This window comes from Staphylococcus sp. GDY8P126P (genome assembly GCF_017891965.1).
In the GTDB taxonomy this organism is placed as follows: domain Bacteria; phylum Bacillota; class Bacilli; order Staphylococcales; family Staphylococcaceae; genus Staphylococcus; species Staphylococcus saprophyticus.
This window is the reverse complement of the sequence record NZ_JAESKG010000006.1, coordinates 1-21,591: the sequence shown is the minus strand read 5'-3', so window position 1 is coordinate 21,591 and position 21,591 is coordinate 1. Positions and strand designations below refer to the sequence as shown.

Genomic DNA, 21,591 nt, shown 5'->3' with positions numbered 1-21,591 from the left:
TTAAATAACATAGTAACTACGCTACTACTTTTATAACTATAGCAAATTTCCTATTTAATTACAAAATGTATTTCGATATATAAATTATAAAAAGAGAGTAGAACAGAAATCTAATTTCTCTTAAAAAGATTTCATTGTTCTACTCTCATATAGATTCACATTACCTATTAAATTAACTTATTAATTGTAGTAACCTGCAATTGATTTAACTTCTAAGAATTCTTCGATTCCGTAGTCGCCCCATTCACGGCCTATACCAGATTGTTTATAACCACCGAATGGTAAATCAGGTTTACGTCCAGCTTCGTTAATTTCAACTGTACCTGCTTCAATTGAACGTGCTACTTTATGAAGTGTATCTTTATCACTACCATAAACGTAACCAGCTAAACCATATTTTGTATCATTTGCAATTTTGATTGCTTCATCTAAATCATTATATGTGATCACAGACATTACTGGTCCAAATATTTCTTCTTGGGCAATTGTCATGCTGTTATCTACATTATTAAAAATAGTTGGTCTTGCAAAGTAACCTTTGTCTAATCCTTCAGGTTTACCAGGGCCACCATATAATAATTCGGCACCTTCTTCAATACCTTTGTCAATATAGGCTTGTACTTGGTCAAATTGTTTTTTGCTTATAATTGGTCCAACTTGTGTACCTTCTTCTCTAGGGTTACCTACTTTTACTTGACTGAATTTTTCTTTTACAGCTGTTAAAAAGTCTTCTTTTATACTTGCTGGAACGATTGTTCTTGTACCTGCAGTACAAACTTGCCCTGTGTTGAACACTACTTTATTAGCAGCTGCACTTGCTGCACCATCGATATCAGCGTCATCTAAAATAATATAAGGTGATTTACCACCTAGTTCAAGTGATACTTTTTTGAAATCTTCTGCAGCTTTTTTCATAATACTTGAACCTGTTGGGCCAGAACCAGTAAATGACATCATTCTTACTTTTGGATGTTCACTTAATGGATTACCTACACCTTGTCCATCACCATTGACTAAGTTAAATACACCTTTAGGTACACCCACTTTATCAAAAATTTCTGCTAATATAATAGCTGCAAATGGTGTTTCTTCTGAAGGTTTTAATACTACCGGACTACCAGCAGCAAAAGCAGCAGCTAATTTCAATGACGTTTGATTTGTTGGGAAGTTCCATGGTGTAATAAGTCCTGAAACACCGATTGCTTCTTTGACAACTAAATCATCGCCTCGACGTTCTTCAAATTGGAAATCATTTAATGCATCACGTGCTGCTTCAAAATGATCTAAGCCCATTTGATAGTGTACATTTTCCGCTACAGATAGAGGTGCACCTAATTCGTCTGTAATTGCTTGAATTAAGTCTTCTTTTCTATTTTTATATTCTTGTACTATTTGATCTAATAAATCTTGTCTTTCTTTAACTGAAGTGTGTCTGAATTCTAAATATACGTTATCTGCTGCTTCTACAGCTTTTTCCACGTCTTCTTTATTACCTTTAGCAATCGTACCAGCAACTTCTTCTGTTGCAGGATTAATTACTTCAAGTGTTTCTCCACTTGTACTTTCAACCCATTCTCCGTTGATATATTGTTTAATGAAATTTCTCATCAATAATTCACTCCTTAACTTGTGTTGATAATACCATTTTAACCGAGATTTCATTTTTTTAAACATAAGTGCTCACGCCAAATCGTAGCAAACGTTGTTATAAAGCGTTTTCCATTCATTTTATACAATTTTTTTAACCCATTAAATTTCAGCGCCATTTTGTTATTCAGTGAATAACTACATGTACACTCCAATTCATATACAAAAAGAGACCAAGACATCGATTTATGTCTTGGTCTCTTTAAAAATTCAGAGCAATCGAAAATGATTAAATTATACTTCCACTTTAATACGCTACTTTCCAATCACAACTAATAGAATTGATTGTCTTTAGAAATACCTAATTAAGACTGTGTGCTCCATTCTCTTTTAGTAATATTTTGAATTTCGCTTTTACTTTAGAATTTAATTACTATTTATTTTCGAGTTCAATATAATCTTGAGCCCATTTTTCCATTGGCACTAATGCTGCTGCTAAAGCATCACCTTTATCTGTCAGTTGGTAAAGAATATTCATTGGACTGGTAGAAACCACTTTCTTTTCAACTAGTCCCCATTCACTAAGATCCGTTAACTTTATGCTAAGTGCACGTGGTGTAATTGTCTTTAAATCACGTTTCATATCTGAAAAGTGTGCAGACTTTTCCGTACATCTAGATAAATAATTAATAATAAGACCATTCCAACTTCTACCTACTATTTTAAAGGTTTCTTCTAGATAAGGGCAAACTTTCATGGTCATCACCTCAATATCGATTTATTCTATTATCATTTAAACTAAGTACACTTTGGTTACTAAGTATATTTATTATACCACATTTTCTATACTTCTTCAGTCCAAATGTCTGCACCTAAAGATTTTAAAGTACTAACGATATTAGTATAACCACGATAAATATGCTTTACATTATAAATTGTTGTAACACCTTCAGCGAATAAACCAGCTACAATAAGGCAAGCACCTGCACGTAAATCACTAGCATAAACTTCTGCGCCAGTAAGTTTAGATGGCTTAATTGTTGCTGTACCATTATCTGCCGAAATATCTGCACCCATGTTTTTCAATTCATCTACATGTCTAAAACGTGCTGGATAAATCGTTTCGGTAACAAATGATACACCATCAGCCATAAACAATAATGGGGTAATAGGTTGTTGAAGATCGGTAGCAAATCCAGGATATACAAGTGTTTTAATATCAACACTAGCATATGGTGTACTACGTTTGATTACGGCGCTATCATCACCAACTTGAATATCAACACCAAGCTCTTTTAATTTCACTGTTAATGGTTCTACATGCGTTGGAATAATATTATTAATTGTTATATCTTCACCACATGCTGCGGCAATACACATATATGTACCAGCTTCAATTCTATCTGGAATGACCTGATGATGTGAACCGTGTAAATGTTCTACGCCATTAATCTTAATCGTACTTGTGCCAGCGCCTTTGATATCTGCACCTAAGCTTGTTAAGAAATTAGCTACGTCAACTACTTCTGGCTCTTTTGCAGCATTCTCAATGACAGTTTGACCTTCAGCACGAACTGCTGCAAGCATAATATTGATTGTTGCACCAACACTTACAATATCTAAAAAGATATTCGCACCTGTTAATTTGTCAGCCTCTATCTTCATTGATGTAGAACTTGATTCATCAATTTTAGCACCTAAAGCTTTGAAACCTTTAATGTGTTGATCAATGGGTCTCGGTCCTAAAGGACAACCACCTGGTAATCCAATCACACATTTTTTAAACCTACCTAACATAGCGCCCATCATATAATATGAAGCACGTAACGATTCTACTTTATTATTAGGTAATGGTGCATTTTCAATTTCATTTGGATCAACATTTAATGTCATACCATCTAATTCAGTCTTAATATTTAAATCTCCAAGTAAACTTACTAAAGTTTCTACATCAGAGATTTCTGGAAGGCCTTCAATAGTTACTTTGTCTTCAGCCAAAATTGCGGCTGGAATAATTGCTACTGCACTATTTTTAGCACCGTGGTTGTTCACTTCACCTTTTAGTGTTTGACCACCTCTAATTTTAATCACTTCTTGAGCCATTCGTATGTTCTCCTTTGCCTTTCAATCAATATTTCTCTTCCATAACATCATTTGCATTATAAATTAAATTATTACAGTTTGCAAAGCACATCAGTTTATTAAAATTTATTTCATATAAAATAAAGTGTCTTCTCTTGTATATAATTTTTTTACTATTGTTTTCAATTCCCATTATTTACCAATTCAAATCATAATTATAAGGATTTATTATTAAAATTTTATGTTATCCGTGCTTTCCTGATTGCTTTTTTACACAAACCTAACAAATTATAACATAAAAAAGAGAGCGAAGCAGAAATCAAAAAAATGAATTTGATTTCGACGTCTCGCCCTCATAAATCGATACAACATATATAAAGTATCAAAAGTTATTCGTTAACTTATTTTGCTTGGTTAGATGTACCAAACTCTTTAATTTTACCAATAACAGTAGCTTTAATTGCTTCACGTGCAGGTCCTAAATATTTACGAGGATCATACACTTCTTTATCATTGTCTAAAGCTTCACGAACAGCTTTAGCTGAAGCAATTTGGTTTTCTGTATTTACATTGATTTTAGCAGTACCAAAAGTAATTGCTTTTTGGATATCTTTCGTTGGGATTCCTGTACCACCGTGTAATACTAATGGTAATCCTGTAGAAGCACCAATTTCTTCCATTTCTTTAAATCCTAATTTTGGTTCACCTTTATAAGGTCCGTGTACTGAACCTAATGCTGGCGCTAATGTATCGATACCTGTTTTTTCAACAAGTTCTTGACATTCTTTAGGATCTGCATAGATTACGCCGTCAGCAACTACATCATCTTCTTGTCCACCAACAGTACCTAATTCTGCTTCAACTGAAACACCATGTTCATGAGCATATTCTACAACTTTTGAAGTGATTTCAACATTGTCTTCGAATGAACCATGTGAAGCATCAATCATTACTGATGTAAATCCAGCGTCAATTGCTTCTTTACATTTTTCAAAGCTTGAACCGTGGTCTAAGTGAATTGCAACTGGTACAGTAATTTCTTTGTCATGCATTAAACCTTCAACCATTTTAACAACTGTATAGAAACCACTCATGTAACGAGCAGCACCTTCAGATACACCTAAAATTACAGGAGCGTTCTCTTCTTGAGAAGCTTCTAAAATTGCTTGAGTGAATTCTAAGTTATTAAGGTTATATTGACCTACTGCGTAACCATTTTCTTTTGCATCTATTAACATTTCTTTCATTGAAACTAAAGGCATGAAAGTTCCTCCTTGGTGCTTTAAGCACATATTTTTACAATCTAATTATATCAAAGTCGTATACCTTTTGCATTCTTCAATATATTTGTAAGCGTTTTTATTTTATATTTTTATTCTAGATGTATAAAAATCGCCTAAATTTCAAATTTTAATAATCATTTATACCCCATTTTTATATACATACATTTGAACGAAGCACTAAATAAAAAAAGACACACATCTCGACGTAATAGTTCGAGTATGTGTGTCTTAACATATTATTTAGATTGCTGATGGTTCAATGATGCTTCTATAAATGCTTTGAAAATCGGTTGAGGGCGATTAGGTCTTGATAAAAATTCTGGATGGAATTGACATGCAACGAAAAAGTCATTGCTTGGAATTTCTACCATTTCTACTAAACGACCATCTGGACTTGTTCCAGAAAACACCATTCCGTTTGCTTCGAGTTGTTCTCTATATTCATTATTAAATTCATAACGATGACGGTGTCTTTCTTCAATTTCAGTTTCATTATAAATTGAATTTGCTAATGTACCTTCTTTGATATGACATGGGTATAAACCTAAGCGTAGTGTACCGCCTAAATCTTCGATATCTTTCTGTTCTGGTAATAAGTCGATTATAGGATGTGGTGTATTAGGATCTAATTCTGCTGAATGCGCGTCATCTAGTCCAATGACATTTCGAGCAAACTCAACAGTTGCTAATTGCATACCTAAACAAATACCGAAATATGGCACATTATTTTCACGTGCATATTTAATAGCTGATATCTTACCTTCACTTGCACGGAATCCAAATCCACCAGGTACTAATATACCATCAACTTCTGCTAATATTTCAGCAACGTTTTCATCGGTAACTTCACTTGAATCAATCCATTTCACTTCGATATCTTTTTTGAATGGATAGCCAGCGTGTTTTAATGACTCGACAACTGACAAATATGCATCTTGTAAGCTTACATATTTACCTACTAAACCAATTGTTATCTTGCCATCTAAACTGTTAACCGTATCTAATAAATATTGCCACTCATCTAATTGCGTTTCGTATTTTGGATTTAATTCTAAACGCTTAATCACAATATCGTCCATATCTTGTTTACTTAATTGTAAAGGTATCTCATATAATGAATCAGCATCACGACATTCTATAACGCTTGCTTTATCAATATCACAGAATAGCGCAATTTTATCTTTTAAATCTTGAGTAAGTTCATATTCTGTTCTAACAACAATTAAATCTGGTTGGATACCAAGACCTCTTAATTCTTTCACACTATGTTGTGTTGGTTTTGTCTTCATTTCTCCAGCAGCTTTGATATATGGTAACAAAGTACAGTGAACATACATTACATTTTCGCGTCCTAAATCACTACGGATTTGTCTAATTGCTTCAATAAATGGCAATGACTCTATATCCCCTGTTGTACCACCAATTTCAGTAATAACTACATCTGCATTTGTACTTTCCCCAGCTAATAATAAACGCTCTTTTATTTCATTCGTAATGTGCGGGATAACTTGAACTGTACCACCTAAATAATCACCACGACGCTCTTTTTTTAAGACATGAGAATAAACTTTCCCAGCCGTTACATTTGAATATTTATTTAAATTTATATCAATAAATCTCTCATAATGTCCTAAGTCTAAGTCAGTTTCAGCACCATCGTCTGTCACAAAAACTTCACCATGTTGATATGGACTCATTGTGCCTGGGTCAACATTTAAGTATGGATCAAATTTTTGAATCGTGACTTTTAATCCTCTATCTTTTAATAATCTTCCTAAAGATGCTGCCGTGATACCTTTACCCAATGAAGAAACAACTCCACCAGTTACAAAAATGAATTTTGTCATGTTCTGCCTCCTATGATTAAAACCGTATTTTCTTACAATACGTTTTGATTCGTATCAAATCTCCAAATTAGTTGCTAAATTTTGTGATACAACATTTACATATTTAAATGCTTCATCATTATATGTATTAATTGTCGTAACAAGTACTTTCAAAATATAAAATACTATAAAACTGATATATTATTTAAAACAAAAAAATCGCTCCCTCTCACATGGTTGTAAGGGGGAGCGTATAATATTTATACACGTCGTCCTAATTAAAGGAGCCCGAATAAAATTTTATCATGTTCACGAAAAAAGTCAATTAAATCTCAAAGAATTATTCTTCTGTTTCTTCTTCGTCTTCAAATTCTTCTTCTTCATCTTCTTCGTCTAAATCTTCATCATCTTCATCGATAACGATATCTGTTTCATTAAGATCTTCATCAACATCGTCATCTTCTGGATCTTCTGGATCATTCAAAGTCTCTTGGTCATCTGTAACTGCTGGAATATCATCATCATCATCAGCCTCATCTTCACCAAGTAATTTTAAGTTTTTATCTTCTTCATCATCGTCGTCCAGAATATCAAATTTTTGAATCGTAGGCGCAATTTTTTCTTCAATATCTGCAACTGAATACCAATCACGTAATCCCCAAATATTTTCACCAACATTTAAAAAACGACCATCTGTGTTTAAATCTGTATAGAATTGAACAATTCTATTTTCGATTTCGTCGTCTTCATAATGTCCAAGTGCTTTAAATTCATCAATAATATCATATAAGTTCATTGTGTCATTTTTTTCATTTAATAACGTATATGCCATATCGATAAATGATTTCTCATCAACCATTTCTTTTGTGTAATCTTGAATTCTCATTATTTATTCTTCCTTTCAAAGGCGTTTATCCAAATCAGTACTAAGTTTAACATAAGTAATAATAACAAATGTAAATTATAAATGACAATTCCTGATTTCGCAATCGCATTTAGTAATTTATATATTTTTCAAAGACAATATAATCATCTGCGGCATCTATTTCAACAAAATTACTGTTTATACATAACGGTTTTAATTCATTATTTTCACCATACAAAGTGATTGTCAATAACTTTACACTATCAAAATGTTTACGTACATATGTAGATAATTGTCTCAATGCGCTTTCAGCAATACCATGGTGCCGTTCTTCTTTGTTAACTTCAACCGAAGAGATATTCATTCGATCTTCATGTCTTTCAATAGCAATAAATCCCACTTTATTATCATCTTTAATTAAATCAATGATATGAATATTGAATGGTTGTTCTTCTGTGTTCGGTTTTAATTTTAAAGAAGAAACATGTTTAGAATCTAGATCAAGGTAATATAACCTTTCTTTTCCAATAGGTCCTTCTTCTTTTGTAGCTGCATGCATAAAGCCCGCACGTTCATAAACATTCCAAGCGCCTTTATTTTCAGCGTCGACCACTAAATATAAATGGTTAAAATTTGGAAAAAGTGTCTGTACATACCTAGGCAGATACATCATCATTTTCGTACCATAGCCATAACCTTGAAAATCTTCATTGACTGATAAGGATCTCACATATATAACTTGATTTGGCGTGTCATATCCTTCATGTTGATAATACTGATGCAGTACAAAGAAGCCAACAACTTCACCTTCATCATTTAGTGCAATATTTGGAATTCTATCTTCATCAATGATCGCATCATCCAATACATCTTTAGGTAATGATGAATAAATTTGCTGTCTTTCACTTAATTTGAAATCATATAAAGATTGTCTATATTTTTCTTCATAAACTTGTACCGTAATATTTTCAAAATTTTCCTTTATAAACATGTTTTAATCCCCTATTAAAAACGTAGTCGTTATTTATTCATACCACTTCTGAATCAAATCAACCTATAAATTTACATATAATTTAGAAACATACCTAATTAATTAACAGCCTTAATTGTGAACTATTCTATCAATCCTATTAAATTCATATTTGATTTTCCTTCATTTTATTATACTATAAGTTATAATGGAAATTTTTATTAGGGGGAATACAGATGAAGATAGGTGTCGATGCTGGTGGCACGCTCATTAAAATTGTTCAAGAAAAAAACGGTGAACGAACATACAGCACAAGATTAACTACTGAAATTGAGGAAGTCATTCAATGGTTAAATCAACAAGATTGTAACAACATTAATCTGACGGGTGGGCAAGCTGCCATGATTAATGAACAACTCAATTGTGAATCTCGTGTATTTGTTGAATTTGATGCTGCAGCTAAAGGGCTAGAAATTCTATTAGAAGAACAAGGTCACTTCTTAGATGATTATATTTTCACTAATGTTGGTACTGGTACTTCACTTCATTTTTCAAATGGCAAAGCGCAAAAGCGTGTAGGCGGAATAGGCACCGGTGGCGGTATGATACAAGGCCTTGGATACCTACTCACAGGTATCAGTAACTATAAACAGTTAACTGATACAGCTCAAAATGGTAACCGTGATATTATAGATTTAAAGGTAAAACATATATATAAAGATAGTGAGCCTCCTATTTCTGGCGATTTAACTGCAGCTAACTTTGGTAATGTGCTACATCATTTAGATGAATCATTTACAGATGCAGATAAATTGGCTTCTGTAATTGCAGTCGTCGGTGAAGTCATTTCGACAATGTCAATTACTGTCGCAAGAGAACATAATACAAAAAATGTTGCCTATATCGGTTCTTCCTTCCACAATAACGATTTATTAAAGGAGGTGGTCAAAGACTATACTGTTTTACGTGGGTGTGAACCTTATTATATTGAGCATGGTGCATTTTCTGGTGCTCTAGGTTCTATACATTTATAATGCTTATATTCATTAAATTATATAATGTATAGACTGCTCATTAAGCACGTTTATCTGCCACAATGTGACATATTAAAAACAGGACATTATATGAGTTATCTAAATGAAAAATGATTTTGTAGGATTTTATACAATCATACTGAATGGGTATAAACAAAAAACAGTAATTTCTAGTTTAAAACACTAGAAATTACTGTTTTATTTATAAATATGAAATTGAATAATACAGATACTAATCATGTAACTGTTTAAAATAAGCAGTTGGACTTTACACCAATTGTTTAAATTGACAAAAAGCCTAGACGCCTAATTATGTTCCAGACTTTTTGACATTATCTATTTATGACTCAATCTCTTTATTTCAACTAGTTATTACTCCAAACAAATCTATAACTATTTCGATACGATAAAATTTGTGCTCTAAATTATAAATATTATAAATACATAACTCATAAACAGCTATATTGTTGATAACCTTTAATTAAAATGTTAACTGGTCAATTACTTTTTGAGCAGGCACAACGGTTCCGACTACGCCTGACTTCAAGTCTATTGCAACTGCATGGTCATCATCACGTAACGTATCTAACCATTCAGCAAATACTTCCCCTTCAATCTCAATAATTTCACATTCTTCAAAATCTTGATTTCTCACCTTTTCAGCTCTATTTTTAATACTCCATACAGGCATAATATGTGGTTTTTGGTGTGCTTCATCACTGATCATGATAAATTGTTTTTCATTCTTATTAGTTAATCCAAACACAGCATCTTCTTTAGCAACATCTTTAACAAATTCTTTCAATCTAATACTATCCAAATCAGACATCAATTCATTTGAAGCTGCAACGATACGAACGCGTTCACCATCTTTATGTGAAGTTGGGTTCATCAATACCTCATCATCTTGATCAAAAATATCGTCAATTTCATAAGTTACAAAACGATCAATATCAACCGTTTTTACTTTGTCATATTCAATTTGCTCTTTATTTAAATAACTTTCTGCTGTTGCTTTATCTGTCCAAGCACATACTACATTTTGTTCAGATATTTCTTGTCTAATCAAATGCTTTGATTTAGTTCCGACATAAAAAACTTCATTTATTAAAATATCTTGAAAAAATGAACTTTCTTTGTAAGACATATTTTCACCTTCAATTCATTTATAATAATTACTTATATTTAAAATATAAATGACTGTATGTTTCTAGTCAATCAACGAATGTTCCTTATAAATTTAGAAAGTATTAACAGGAATCAAATTTTTTAATAAAAATTAAAGAATAAAAGTCATTCTCTTCCTTGGCTAATATTCTAATCGTATACATAACCACTACGCATTCGCATAAAATATATCAATAGTACTTTGGATCGCTGGTAGTAATTCACATCTATTGTCCAATTAAAAAATCTGAGACACCTATTTATGTCCCAGACACTTTACATTTTTAGCTTTTAAATTATTATCTACTGAGTAGAACCACTAATTTTAATTCCACATTTTATTTTTCTTGAATCTCTTTTAGAAATTGTTGCTCCAATGTATCAACCGTAGCTTTGTTTTCAGCATGCCATATACAACCAAATCTAGATTGCACCGTATCATTTTCAAACCATTCACCATCATAATAAGAAAGTGGAAATAATACGCCCAGTCGCACATATTTCAAAATTGTCGCAAAAAATTGTTCGTTATCACCAGGCGAAATATAACTATAAAATTTATGATAGCCTTGTTGAAGTATAGGCTCTAACAACAACATACTTGTCGAACCATTTTGTCTAAAATTCAAATCAATCGCATATACATCATTTTTGTCGTCTAATAACAAGTCAAAGCCCGCTACGCCAAAGTAACCTTTAGATACCCCAATTTCCATGATTTCTCTACCAGCTTCTATCACGTGTTTAGGTACATCCGGCGCATTTTCATTTCCACTATAATGGCCGTAAGCATCTGTGAGTTGAGCTGAAGTACCTATATATCGTATGCCTTCATTTTCAGAATATGCAAATTGTACACAATAATTAGCAATCGCTTCTATCTTTTGCTCTATAATCATTGTGTCTGTTTCTGATTGAGCTTGAGCAATTCGTGTTTTTGCTTTTGTTAAATCTTCTTCTGAATAACAAATCATTACACCATACCCGCCAGCAGTTGGTAAGTCATCCCCAGGTTTTAATACAAATGGGAACGACCATTCAGACACCGCCGCCTCAAAATCTTCAATGTTTACAACTTCTCGACGGGGAAGGAATTGATTGTTCGTCCATTCAGGAATTCTTGCTTTATTATTTAATGCAACAAAGATATCTTTATCTAGTGCATAATGCGCTTTAGTTAATATATCTTCACCATGAATATATTGAAAATAAATTTTCTTATTCTCTTCTTGCGCTAACACTTTTAAAGTTTGTTCATAACTTTGTTGATCGTTGAATTGAATGATATTTGTAGGCATTGTTTTCCCTACCGCTTCAAATAACTGCTTTAATTTATCAGTGACGCTCGCTTCATGAACGATTACTGGCATATGATTAGCAATTATCAGCTCTCTACCTGTTAAAAAATTCGATTGGTGTTCTTCAGGTTCCAGCCATGGATTTGAAATATAAGACGGTCTAGAAGTATAGACAACGCGAGAATCGTAAAGATCACTAAGTGTTAATTTGGGTCTATGAGAGCGTTCTTTAGTCATTTTTTATGCCCCTTTATAAATTGATGTTGTTCAATAATCTCATCAAACAACGCTTGATTCGTTAATAATTCTAATCCCATAAGCGAGAGAATCTTAGCACCTCTAATTAACGCTTGGTCCCCATGGGTACTTGCTGCAGCCTCTCTAAATCTATGCGTATGACCTACTAAATTACGTGATCCAATTTTAATATGTGGATGTATCGTTGGTACAACATGACTCACATTTCCCGTGTCAGTAGAGCCATAACCAAAATCATCATCAATGACAGCTTCACCCATTTCTGTTGCATATTTAGCAAATAAATCATCTAGTTTTGAAGATTTTATAAACTCGTTCACGCCATTTTGTATAGGTCCAAATTCATAATCACATCCAGTTTGCAATGCCGCACCTTTAGCTATTTGACCAACTCGTTCAGTTAAAATGTCTAACTCATGGCGACTTGTTGCTCTAGTATAGAATCTCGCATGTGTAAAATCAGGTATAATATTGGCTGCTTGTCCACCATCCAATATAACGCCATGGACACGTTGACTACTTTTTATATGCTGACGTAATTGCGCAACCCCATTAAAATATGAAATCATTGCATCAAGTGCATTTTTCGCTTCATCTGCATTTTCAGATGCATGCGCACTTTTACCAAAAAATTTAACATCTAGTACATCTACAGCCAAAGTATTGATTGTTCTGTATGTTTCATTACCAGGATGCACCATTAAGGCGATATCTAAATCATCAATAATACCTTCTTTAACATAAGTCGCTTTAGCACTACCGTTTTCTCCACCTTCTTCTGCAGGACAGCCTAATACAATTACTTTTCCGCCGACTTTATCAATGACTTGCTTTAAGGCTATACCCGCAAATGTACTAGCGGTACCAATAATATTATGACCACACGCGTGACCTAACCCTGGCAATGCATCATATTCGGCCAAGTAACCTATAGTTGGTCCCGTTTGTCCTGAATCATAACTTGCTATAAAGCCAGTCGCATGTCCTGCTATATTTGTTTCGACTTCAAAACCATGTTGCGTTAACGTTTCCGTTAACGTTCTAGATGCAAATATCTCCTCATTACCTAATTCAGGTCTTTGATGGATTTGATGGCTCATTTCTAAATATTTATACTTTTCATTTTCTATATAGTCCAATACAATTTGTTTATTCTCCATAATTCAACACGGCCTCCTAAATTACTTGGCATTATGTTTATACTCAATTTATAAAATAAATCAAATGCAATAAGTAATTTATTAAATAACACAACATATGATTCATAATGCACAAAACATGATTTAATTATTACTTATTCTATCGGGTTTATTGAATTCTGTCATTCATTTTCTGAAATTTATAAAAATAACTTTCATACGCCTTTATACCACATTTCAAAAATTGTAAATCCTCTTTTAACTTGTTACAATTAATTTAAGTTATATATGAGGAGGATACACCATGCCAAAAATGAACGTAGAAAGTTTTAATTTAGATCATACAATCGTTGTAGCACCTTTTGTGAGATTAGCAGGGAAAATGGAAGGCGCTAACGGTGATGTAATTCATAAATATGATATCCGCTTTAAACAACCAAACAAAGAGCATATGGATATGCCTGGGTTACATTCATTAGAACATTTAATGGCAGAAAATATTAGAAATCATTCAGATAAAGTCGTTGATATTAGTCCAATGGGTTGCCAAACAGGATTTTACGTTTCATTTATCAATCATGATGACTATGAAGATGTGTTAAATATTATCGAAGCAACAATTAAAGATGTATTAAATGCTACAGAAGTGCCAGCATGTAATGAAGTTCAATGTGGTTGGGCTGCTAGCCATTCATTAGAAGGCGCCAAAGAAATAGCCCAAACATTCTTAGACAAAAAAGCTGAATGGCATGATATCTATGGTGAAGCACAATAATTTATAATGTGAGTTAGCATTTTATAAATATATAAAATAAGAGAGCACAGCGTCATTTCAAACGCATGTGCTCTCTTATTTTAGTTTAGTAAGTTATAATTTTTTGATTAATTTCATCATCACAAATTGCAATGGAATACGTCCGTATAAAGCCCATTTCGGAAGTTGTTGACCAGCAATTGGAATTTGTTTGCGCGCCATATAAATATTCGCTGGTAAGACCGCCCATAAAAACGCTATGAGTGCATTTTTTTGACCCTTAGTAGGTTGTTTCATTAATAATATGACACCAAACACGATTTCCATAACGCCTGTGATTAACACAGCTGCTTTTCGAAATGGTAAGTACGCTGGTACAATACGTCTAAATTGTTCTTCATCTTTAAAATGGAGTACCCCTGCAACACTAAAGACAATTCCAAATAGCATTCTTAAAATACGCATTACTTTTCAACACCCATTTCTTTCAAATAGCTTTTGCCAAATTCAGGTAATTTCACACCAAAATTATCAGCAATCGTTGCACCTAAAGAACTAAATGTGCTGTCTATCGTTAGCTCATGATAGTCACTCATTTTAGGGCTAAACATAAGTACAGGAATGTATTCTCTAGTATGATCCGTACCATCTGCAGTTGGATCATTACCATGGTCTGCTGTAATAATAACTAAATCTTCTTCTTGTAAGTGATTCATAAGTTCAGGTAAACGTTCATCAAAATCTTTAATCGCTTGTGCATATCCTGGTTTATCACGACGATGGCCATAAAGGGCATCGAAATCAACAAGATTTAAAAAGCTTAACCCATTAAAGTCACGTTGCACAGTTTCAATTAATTTATCCATACCATCCATGTTATCTTTGGTACGTATCGATTCAGTCACACCTTCACCGTCAAATATATCATTAATTTTACCAAGGGCAATGACATCATAACCATTATCTTTTAATTCATTCATTACTGTTCTACCAAATGGTTTTAATGCATAGTCATGTCTATTAGAAGTTCGTTTAAATGAACCTGGCTCTCCAATATACGGTCTAGCAATGATTCTGCCTATTAAATATTTAGGATCCTTGGTTAATTCTCTTACTTTTTCACAGATGTCATATAGTTCCTCTAAAGGAATAATATCTTCATGAGCTGCAATTTGAAGTACTGGGTCTGCAGAAGTATAGACAATTAGATCACCCGTCTTCATCTGATGTTCGCCCCATTCATCTATGATTTGCGTACCGGATGCAGGACGATTGGCTACAACTTTACGTCCTGTTAACGTTTCGATTTCATTAACCAGTTCTTCTGGAAAGCCTTCTGGATAGACCTTAAATGGTTGCATGATATTTAGCCCCATAATCTCCCAATGGCCAGTCATGGTATCTTTGCCGACTGAAGCTTCACTCATTTTTGTGTAAAAAGCTTGTGGTTCCGCTTCTTTATCAATAACCGGAAGAGGTTCAATATTACCTAAACCTAATTTTTGTAAGTTAGGTAATGACTGTTCAAATCCTTCGAGCGTATGCTTTAAAGTGTGACTGCCTTCATCATCAAAAGCTTTTGCATCAGGTCCTTCTCCAATACCAACAGAGTCCATGACAATTAAATGAACTCGTTTAAATGGTGTAGTCATAATATTCCTCTCCTATTCAGTAATTATTTTATGAATCAATGTTGGTTCATTACCAGTGTCACTAATCGTAATACTTTGCAATAGTTTATCTTTTACGTTATCAATTTGTTCTTGATTGCTGTGGATTGTTAACAAAGCCTCTCCTTTGTTGACGCTATCTCCAACCTTTTTATGCAATACGAGACCCACACTTAAATCTATTTCGTCTTCTTTAGTTTGTCTGCCTGCACCTAACATCATAGAAGCTACACCGACTTCATTTGCAATAATTTCAGTTACAATGCCTTCACTTTGTGCGGGTAGTTCAATTTGATATTTGGCTTGTGGTAATTTTGATACATCGTCTACAACAGAACCATCGCCATCTTGGTTTTCTAAAAATGTTCTGAAACTTTCTAACGCTGAACCATCTTGAATTGCTTGTTCTAACATTTTACGTGCTTCATCAAGATTTTGAGCTTTTCCACCGACGACTACCATCTGTGAACCTAGCGTCATAACTAACTCTGTTAAGTCTTCTGGTCCATTACCTTGCAACGTTTCAATCGCTTCTTTAACTTCTAAAGCATTACCTATTGCATTGCCAAGTGGTTGGCCCATATCCGAAATAATTGCCATTGTATTTCTACCTACATTATTACCGATACGAACCATGGCATGCGCTAATGCTTCTGCATCTTCTAACGTTTTCATAAATGCGCCATTACCGGTTTTAACATCTAATACAATTGCATCCGCGCCAGCAGCAATTTTTTTACTCATTATAGACGATGCAATCAGTGGAATTGAATTCACCGTACCGGTAACATCACGAAGTCCATATAGTTTTTTATCAGCGGGTGTTAAATTCCCAGTTTGACCAATGACTGCAACTTTCGCCTCATTAACCAATTTAACAAATTGTTCTTCGCTAATTTCAACATGGAAACCTTCAACTGATTCTAATTTATCAATGGTACCACCAGTATGGCCTAGTCCGCGACCACTCATTTTCGCTACTGGCACACCTACCGCAGCCACTAATGGTGCAAGTACTAGTGTTGTCGTATCACCAACACCACCCGTTGAGTGCTTATCCACTTTAACCCCATTAATATTAGATAAATCAATGACATCACCTGAATTAACCATCGCCATCGTCAAGGCAGCTCGTTCATCATCATTCATATCTTGAAAATAAATCGCCATCGCTAAACTAGAAGCTTGATAGTCAGGAATATCTCCATTTGTATATCCATCAATAAAGTATTCAATTTCTTGTTTCGTTAGCGCTTGACCATCACGTTTTTTTTCAATAATATCTACCATTCTCATATGAGTTGGCCTCCCCTATTTTTCAAGTCAATACATAACTATATTCAGACAAGATTTCAGTTATTTATTAATAATCTGAGTCACTTTCTAAACCTTGTACAATTTCAACGCCTGCACTAGCGCCAATACGTGTGGCACCTGCTTCAAGCATATGATTGAAGTCTTCAAGATTTCTAACGCCACCAGAAGCTTTGACTTCTAAATCATCGCCCACTGTATCTTTCATTAACTTAACATCTTCAGGTGTAGCACCACCACCAGCAAATCCTGTTGATGTTTTAACAAAATCAGCACCAGCTACCTTGCTTAATTCGCTTGCTTTGACTTTTTCCTCATCAGTTAATAAGCATGTTTCAATAATAACTTTAACTGTTTTACCGTTCGCTGCACCTACGACACCTTCGATATCTTTTTGAACGTCTTCAAAGCGTCCATCTTTTAAAGCACCAATATTAATTACCATATCTACTTCTGATGCACCTTTATTAATAGCATCTTCTGTTTCAAATATTTTTGTTTCAGTCGTTGATGCTCCTAATGGAAAACCTATAACTGTACATACTAATACATCTGAACCCTTAAGTTGTTCAGCAGCATATTTTACATGTGTTGGATTAATACAAATCGATTTAAAATTAAACGCTTTCGCTTCCTCGATAATTTTATCTATTTGATTTCTCGTAGATTCCGGTTTAAGTAATGTGTGGTCTATATATTTTGCGTAATTCATATTAAATCCTCCTATTATTTTGTTTATTAGCATATGGTGTTTTAACCCACTCATAATTATATAGTAAAATTTAACATATATGTTTATAAACATTCTCTCTTTACCTCTATACTACAAAAATTCGCAAAAATAATAAACAAATGTTATCTTTAATTTGATAAAGAATTTAAAGGAGAAGATGATTATGACAAAAGCAACACCTCATATTCAACCTAATGGGAAAAAAATAGCTAAAACCGTGTTAATGCCAGGGGATCCACTTCGTGCAAAATATATTGCGGATAACTATTTAGAAAACGTTGAACAATTTAACGAAGTACGTAATATGTTTGGTTATACAGGTACATATAATGGTAAAGAAGTATCTGTAATGGGATCAGGTATGGGCGTTCCAAGTATTGGTATCTATTCGTATGAACTATACAATTTCTTTGATGTAGACACAATCATCCGTATCGGCTCATGCGGTGCTTTACAAGAAAACGTTAACTTATATGATGTGATTATTGCACAAGGTGCTTCTACGAATTCTAGTTATGTGGAGCAATACAACATTCCTGGTCATTTTGCACCATTAGCAGATTTTGAATTAATATTAAAAGCTAAACAAAAAGCAGATGATATCGGTGCTACGACACATGTTGGCAATATCTTATCTTCTGATACGTTCTATAATGCCGACCCTACATTCAATGAACAATGGCAACGCATGGGTGTCTTAGGTATTGAAATGGAGTCTGCAGCACTATATTTAAACGCTACTTATGCAAATAAAAAAGCTTTAGGCATATTTACAGTAAGCGATCATATCTTACGTGATGAAGCGACAACTGCTGAAGAACGCCAAAACTCTTTCACTCAAATGATGGAAATAGCATTAGAAATTGCTGAATAACATTTTCTTTAGGTTTCAGATTGATATGTAAATAAATACATATAGAGCTAGTGTGCTAATTCATAACACTCAGCTAACATTTTTTATAAAGAAAGAGGCCCTGTCTATTTAAATAGACAGGGCCTCTTTTATACGTCTAAGCTATATGCCCAGACACTATTCTCTTTATCTTAAACTGAATGTATTATCTACCTAAATATGATTTTAACATCCAGTTATGTTTATCTATATTTGTTTGCATACCGATGAACATATCTTCAGTCACATCATCATCTGCATTTGAAGCAACTTCAATTGCTTCTTCTAATTGTTTAGATACATTATCGAAGTCTTGTGAAAGTTCTTCAACCATTTCTTCAGCTTTGTAACCTTTGTCTGCTTCTTTGATAATTGAAAGATCTAAACTTTCTTTTAATGTTGCAACTGGATTACCACCAGCAGCTAAAATACGCTCAGCTAAATCGTCAATGTATTGACTTGCTTCGTCATATAATTCTTCGAATTTTGTGTGTAGTGAGAAGAAATTAGGACCTTTTACATACCAATGAAAATTGTGTAATTTGGTGAATGCGACTGTCCAGTTTGCTACTTGTTGATTTAATACTTTTACTACTTCTTCATTACTTTTTGCCATGTAAAATCTCTCCTTTAAATTTCAATATTATCATTAAATGACAACAACGTTCTTGATTACAATAATTATTATATTATAATAATTCTAATCTGTAAAGAATATTCGTGCTCTAAATTAGAATTATTTTAATTTAGATGTCCATTTAACGACCTACACTTATTATAACAAATTGCACACTACTTATTCCAGGTCTTTTCTGTACGGCATTGCGCTTTTTGCACCTAAACCTGTCACTGAAAAACTACCAGCCAAATTAGCAAAATTCACAGCATCTTCCAATGACTTATTTTCAATTAATGCAACTGCTAGTGCACCATTAAAAGTATCTCCAGCTCCTGTTGTATCTATGACTTCCTTTTTATAACCTTCAATCAGTTGTTGCGTATCGCTATAAAACAATGCGCCTTTTGCGCCTTGCGTAATAATAAGTTTACGTGGATATGCTTTAAGTGCTTGTTCTACTTGATGGTCAAATAGTAATTCACTTTCTGATTCGTTCGGCGTTATCCATGTTACTTTTTCGATTACTTCTTTATCCAATTCACGATAAGGCGCAGGATTTAAAATAACTTTGATACCATGCTTTGCTGCATATGTGACAACTGATTGAACCGTTGCTTCAGGAATTTCATGTTGGAGCAAAATAATGTCATCTTCACCAAAGTTTTCCAACTTTGGCAAAACAATATCTGGTGTAATATAGTTATTGGCAGCCGGAACGACAATAATACGATTATCATCTTCAAATAATGTAATGTGTGCTGTACCTGACTTCTCATTGTCAATGATGTCCATATAAGTGGTATCAACATGGTTATCTTTCAAGTTTTCCAAAATTTGTTTGCCGTATGCATCATCGCCCACTGCACCTATCATATACACTTCATTACTTAAGCGTGCAGCCGCTACCGCTTGATTTGCGCCTTTGCCACCAGGATTAGTAAAAAATGAAGTGCCCATTACTGTTTCTCCTGCTTCGGGCAATATATCAGTTTTTACAACTAAATCTATGGATGCACTACCAATTACAATAATTTTTCCCATGTTTGTTTCCTCCGTATTTTCAGTAAAAAATAATCAGTCAATAAAAAATGATTTTTCATAATCATTAGGTTCATGCCAATGGGTTTTCCACATATGATTTCTATTATCAGCAAATAATTGATAACCAAAATCTCTGATTATATTTGGCACGAAACGCAACAATATACCTAACCATTTGTAGTTAGTCAACGATGTGATTAAGGTTGTAATTGCATCAGATTTATATTTCAACTGGTCACCTTCTTGTAAAATCACACTATCGTATTGTTGCGCTTCTGGATAATTTTCTAATAAATTTTGTGCTACATCACCCTGTAATTTGGCAAATTGATAACGTGTAGAAAGTCCGTGTTGAATTAACCAGATCGCATAGTTATAACAATAAACACAGTTACCATCATAATAAATTATTGGCATATACAACGCTCCTAAAATGATATATTTAGTCTACCATTATCATTATATAATGGTACTTACTTTTATTATATCCTAATTTCCTTAAAATAAACCATAAGTGCTTATATCTGCCTATTCCTATCAGTGCTCGTCGATTAAAAACATTATGTCTTTTTTACGCTTCTGTTTTAAAAGTATCCACTATAATTTAAATAATTAATAGACATTTATATTGTCATACTTTGCATAAAAAAATGACCAATCCAATCTTGAAGGATTGATCATTTCATATGCTTTCATAATTACTTATGCTTCATCATAACGTATAAGTTCAATTACTCTAAACTCTTTTTAATCTTGGTTCACTTTAACAATTCTAGTATATTTTAGAAACTGTTCTGTGTATTTTTGTTTAATTTCATTTAAACTGTCATACGTGATAGCGACAATATGCCAATTCGGATTAAAATGATAAAACGAATCTTTTTTTCTAGACCATTTAACCATAGTACCATCTTTATTATAACGTGGTAACGTCATCTCATAGCCTTCCAACACATTGATATATGTTTGAAAAATATCAGGATCTATACGGTTAAAATTATCTATAACTAAATAACTTTTATCTTTTCGAGGCATGAGATTAGTCAAGTCCAGACTCCT

General features: G+C 33.4%; 20 protein-coding genes and 1 pseudogene. 3 read left to right on the top strand and 18 right to left on the bottom strand.

The window, feature by feature from the left end; translation table 11 throughout:
- Nucleotides 1–180 precede the first annotated feature (180 nt).
- From KA893_RS10545 to KA893_RS10515, 7 genes are all read right to left on the bottom strand, one after another.
- The gene (locus tag KA893_RS10545; protein ID WP_002482709.1) at nucleotides 181–1,608 is read right to left on the bottom strand and encodes an aldehyde dehydrogenase family protein; all 1,428 of its coding nucleotides are present in this window, start codon (nucleotides 1,606–1,608) and stop codon (nucleotides 181–183) included.
- A gap of 412 nt (nucleotides 1,609–2,020) precedes the next feature.
- The gene (locus tag KA893_RS10540) at nucleotides 2,021–2,344 is read right to left on the bottom strand and encodes a winged helix-turn-helix transcriptional regulator (protein ID WP_011302666.1); all 324 of its coding nucleotides are present in this window, start codon (nucleotides 2,342–2,344) and stop codon (nucleotides 2,021–2,023) included.
- A gap of 86 nt (nucleotides 2,345–2,430) precedes the next feature.
- Nucleotides 2,431–3,690 carry a UDP-N-acetylglucosamine 1-carboxyvinyltransferase gene (locus tag KA893_RS10535; RefSeq protein WP_002482707.1) on the bottom strand — a complete coding sequence of 420 codons (1,260 nt, stop codon included), beginning with the start codon at nucleotides 3,688–3,690 and terminating at the stop codon, nucleotides 2,431–2,433.
- Nucleotides 3,691–4,070: 380 nt separating this feature from the next.
- Nucleotides 4,071–4,931 (bottom strand): class IIb fructose-bisphosphate aldolase FdaB, encoded by an 861-nt coding sequence (gene fdaB / locus KA893_RS10530; protein WP_002482706.1) that lies wholly within the window; start codon nucleotides 4,929–4,931, stop codon nucleotides 4,071–4,073.
- A 257-nt stretch (nucleotides 4,932–5,188) separates the two neighbouring features.
- Nucleotides 5,189–6,799, bottom strand: a complete 1,611-nt coding sequence (locus KA893_RS10525) for a CTP synthase (protein ID WP_002482705.1) — start codon at nucleotides 6,797–6,799, stop codon at nucleotides 5,189–5,191.
- A 319-nt stretch (nucleotides 6,800–7,118) separates the two neighbouring features.
- A complete protein-coding gene (rpoE, locus tag KA893_RS10520; RefSeq protein WP_002482704.1) occupies nucleotides 7,119–7,664 on the bottom strand; it encodes a DNA-directed RNA polymerase subunit delta in 546 nt (181 codons plus the stop codon).
- 109 nt (nucleotides 7,665–7,773) lie between these two features.
- Nucleotides 7,774–8,634, bottom strand: a complete 861-nt coding sequence (locus tag KA893_RS10515; RefSeq protein WP_002482703.1) for a GNAT family N-acetyltransferase — start codon at nucleotides 8,632–8,634, stop codon at nucleotides 7,774–7,776.
- 215 nt (nucleotides 8,635–8,849) lie between these two features.
- On the opposite strand from KA893_RS10515, the gene coaW reads away from it, so the two are divergent.
- Nucleotides 8,850–9,647, top strand: coding sequence for a type II pantothenate kinase (coaW, locus tag KA893_RS10510; RefSeq protein ID WP_002482702.1), 798 nt, complete (start codon nucleotides 8,850–8,852; stop codon nucleotides 9,645–9,647).
- Between the two features lie 481 nt (nucleotides 9,648–10,128).
- Here the strand turns inward: coaW and KA893_RS10505 are convergent, their stop codons facing one another.
- The 3 genes from KA893_RS10505 to KA893_RS10495 all read right to left on the bottom strand — a co-directional run bounded on the left by KA893_RS10505 (nucleotide 10,129) and on the right by KA893_RS10495 (nucleotide 13,530).
- Entirely contained in the window at nucleotides 10,129–10,794 is a 666-nt protein-coding gene (locus KA893_RS10505; protein ID WP_041080791.1) for a DUF2750 domain-containing protein, read from the bottom strand.
- 358 nt (nucleotides 10,795–11,152) lie between these two features.
- On the bottom strand, nucleotides 11,153–12,349 hold the full coding sequence (gene ldmS, locus KA893_RS10500; protein WP_037538019.1) for an L-aspartate--L-methionine ligase LdmS: 1,197 nt from the start codon (nucleotides 12,347–12,349) through the stop codon (nucleotides 11,153–11,155).
- The gene (locus tag KA893_RS10495) at nucleotides 12,346–13,530 is read right to left on the bottom strand and encodes a M20 family metallopeptidase (protein ID WP_041080792.1); all 1,185 of its coding nucleotides are present in this window, start codon (nucleotides 13,528–13,530) and stop codon (nucleotides 12,346–12,348) included. The genes ldmS and KA893_RS10495 overlap by 4 nt, the downstream gene beginning before the upstream one ends.
- Before the next feature lie 283 nt (nucleotides 13,531–13,813).
- Here KA893_RS10495 and KA893_RS10490 point away from each other — a divergent pair, with 283 nt between their 5' ends.
- A complete protein-coding gene (locus tag KA893_RS10490; protein ID WP_002482698.1) occupies nucleotides 13,814–14,284 on the top strand; it encodes an S-ribosylhomocysteine lyase in 471 nt (156 codons plus the stop codon).
- Nucleotides 14,285–14,377: 93 nt separating this feature from the next.
- On the opposite strand, the gene KA893_RS10485 is transcribed toward KA893_RS10490, so the two are convergent.
- The 4 genes from KA893_RS10485 to deoC form a co-directional block, all read right to left on the bottom strand.
- Nucleotides 14,378–14,728 (bottom strand): DoxX family protein, encoded by a 351-nt coding sequence (locus KA893_RS10485; RefSeq protein ID WP_002482697.1) that lies wholly within the window; start codon nucleotides 14,726–14,728, stop codon nucleotides 14,378–14,380.
- Nucleotides 14,728–15,915 carry a phosphopentomutase gene (deoB, locus tag KA893_RS10480; protein ID WP_069821671.1) on the bottom strand — a complete coding sequence of 396 codons (1,188 nt, stop codon included), beginning with the start codon at nucleotides 15,913–15,915 and terminating at the stop codon, nucleotides 14,728–14,730. The genes KA893_RS10485 and deoB overlap by 1 nt, the downstream gene beginning before the upstream one ends.
- 12 nt (nucleotides 15,916–15,927) lie before the next feature.
- On the bottom strand, nucleotides 15,928–17,229 hold the full coding sequence (locus tag KA893_RS10475) for a pyrimidine-nucleoside phosphorylase (RefSeq protein ID WP_011302654.1): 1,302 nt from the start codon (nucleotides 17,227–17,229) through the stop codon (nucleotides 15,928–15,930).
- Nucleotides 17,230–17,296: 67 nt separating this feature from the next.
- Nucleotides 17,297–17,959 carry a deoxyribose-phosphate aldolase gene (deoC, locus tag KA893_RS10470; RefSeq protein ID WP_002482694.1) on the bottom strand — a complete coding sequence of 221 codons (663 nt, stop codon included), beginning with the start codon at nucleotides 17,957–17,959 and terminating at the stop codon, nucleotides 17,297–17,299.
- A 184-nt stretch (nucleotides 17,960–18,143) separates the two neighbouring features.
- Between deoC and deoD the strand changes: the two genes are divergently transcribed.
- Nucleotides 18,144–18,854: a purine-nucleoside phosphorylase gene (gene deoD / locus KA893_RS10465; protein ID WP_011302652.1), complete on the top strand. Its 711-nt coding sequence runs from the start codon at nucleotides 18,144–18,146 to the stop codon at nucleotides 18,852–18,854.
- 184 nt (nucleotides 18,855–19,038) lie between these two features.
- Here the strand turns inward: deoD and KA893_RS10460 are convergent, their stop codons facing one another.
- The 4 genes and pseudogenes from KA893_RS10460 to KA893_RS10445 all read right to left on the bottom strand — a co-directional run.
- Nucleotides 19,039–19,488, bottom strand: coding sequence for a Dps family protein (locus KA893_RS10460; protein ID WP_002482692.1), 450 nt, complete (start codon nucleotides 19,486–19,488; stop codon nucleotides 19,039–19,041).
- 180 nt (nucleotides 19,489–19,668) lie between these two features.
- Nucleotides 19,669–20,532, bottom strand: a complete 864-nt coding sequence (gene rbsK, locus KA893_RS10455) for a ribokinase (protein WP_069826067.1) — start codon at nucleotides 20,530–20,532, stop codon at nucleotides 19,669–19,671.
- 33 nt (nucleotides 20,533–20,565) lie between these two features.
- Nucleotides 20,566–20,949, bottom strand: a complete 384-nt coding sequence (locus tag KA893_RS10450; RefSeq protein ID WP_002482690.1) for a thiol-disulfide oxidoreductase DCC family protein — start codon at nucleotides 20,947–20,949, stop codon at nucleotides 20,566–20,568.
- 330 nt (nucleotides 20,950–21,279) lie between these two features.
- Nucleotides 21,280–21,591, bottom strand: a pseudogene (locus tag KA893_RS10445) (EVE domain-containing protein); the annotation flags it as partial.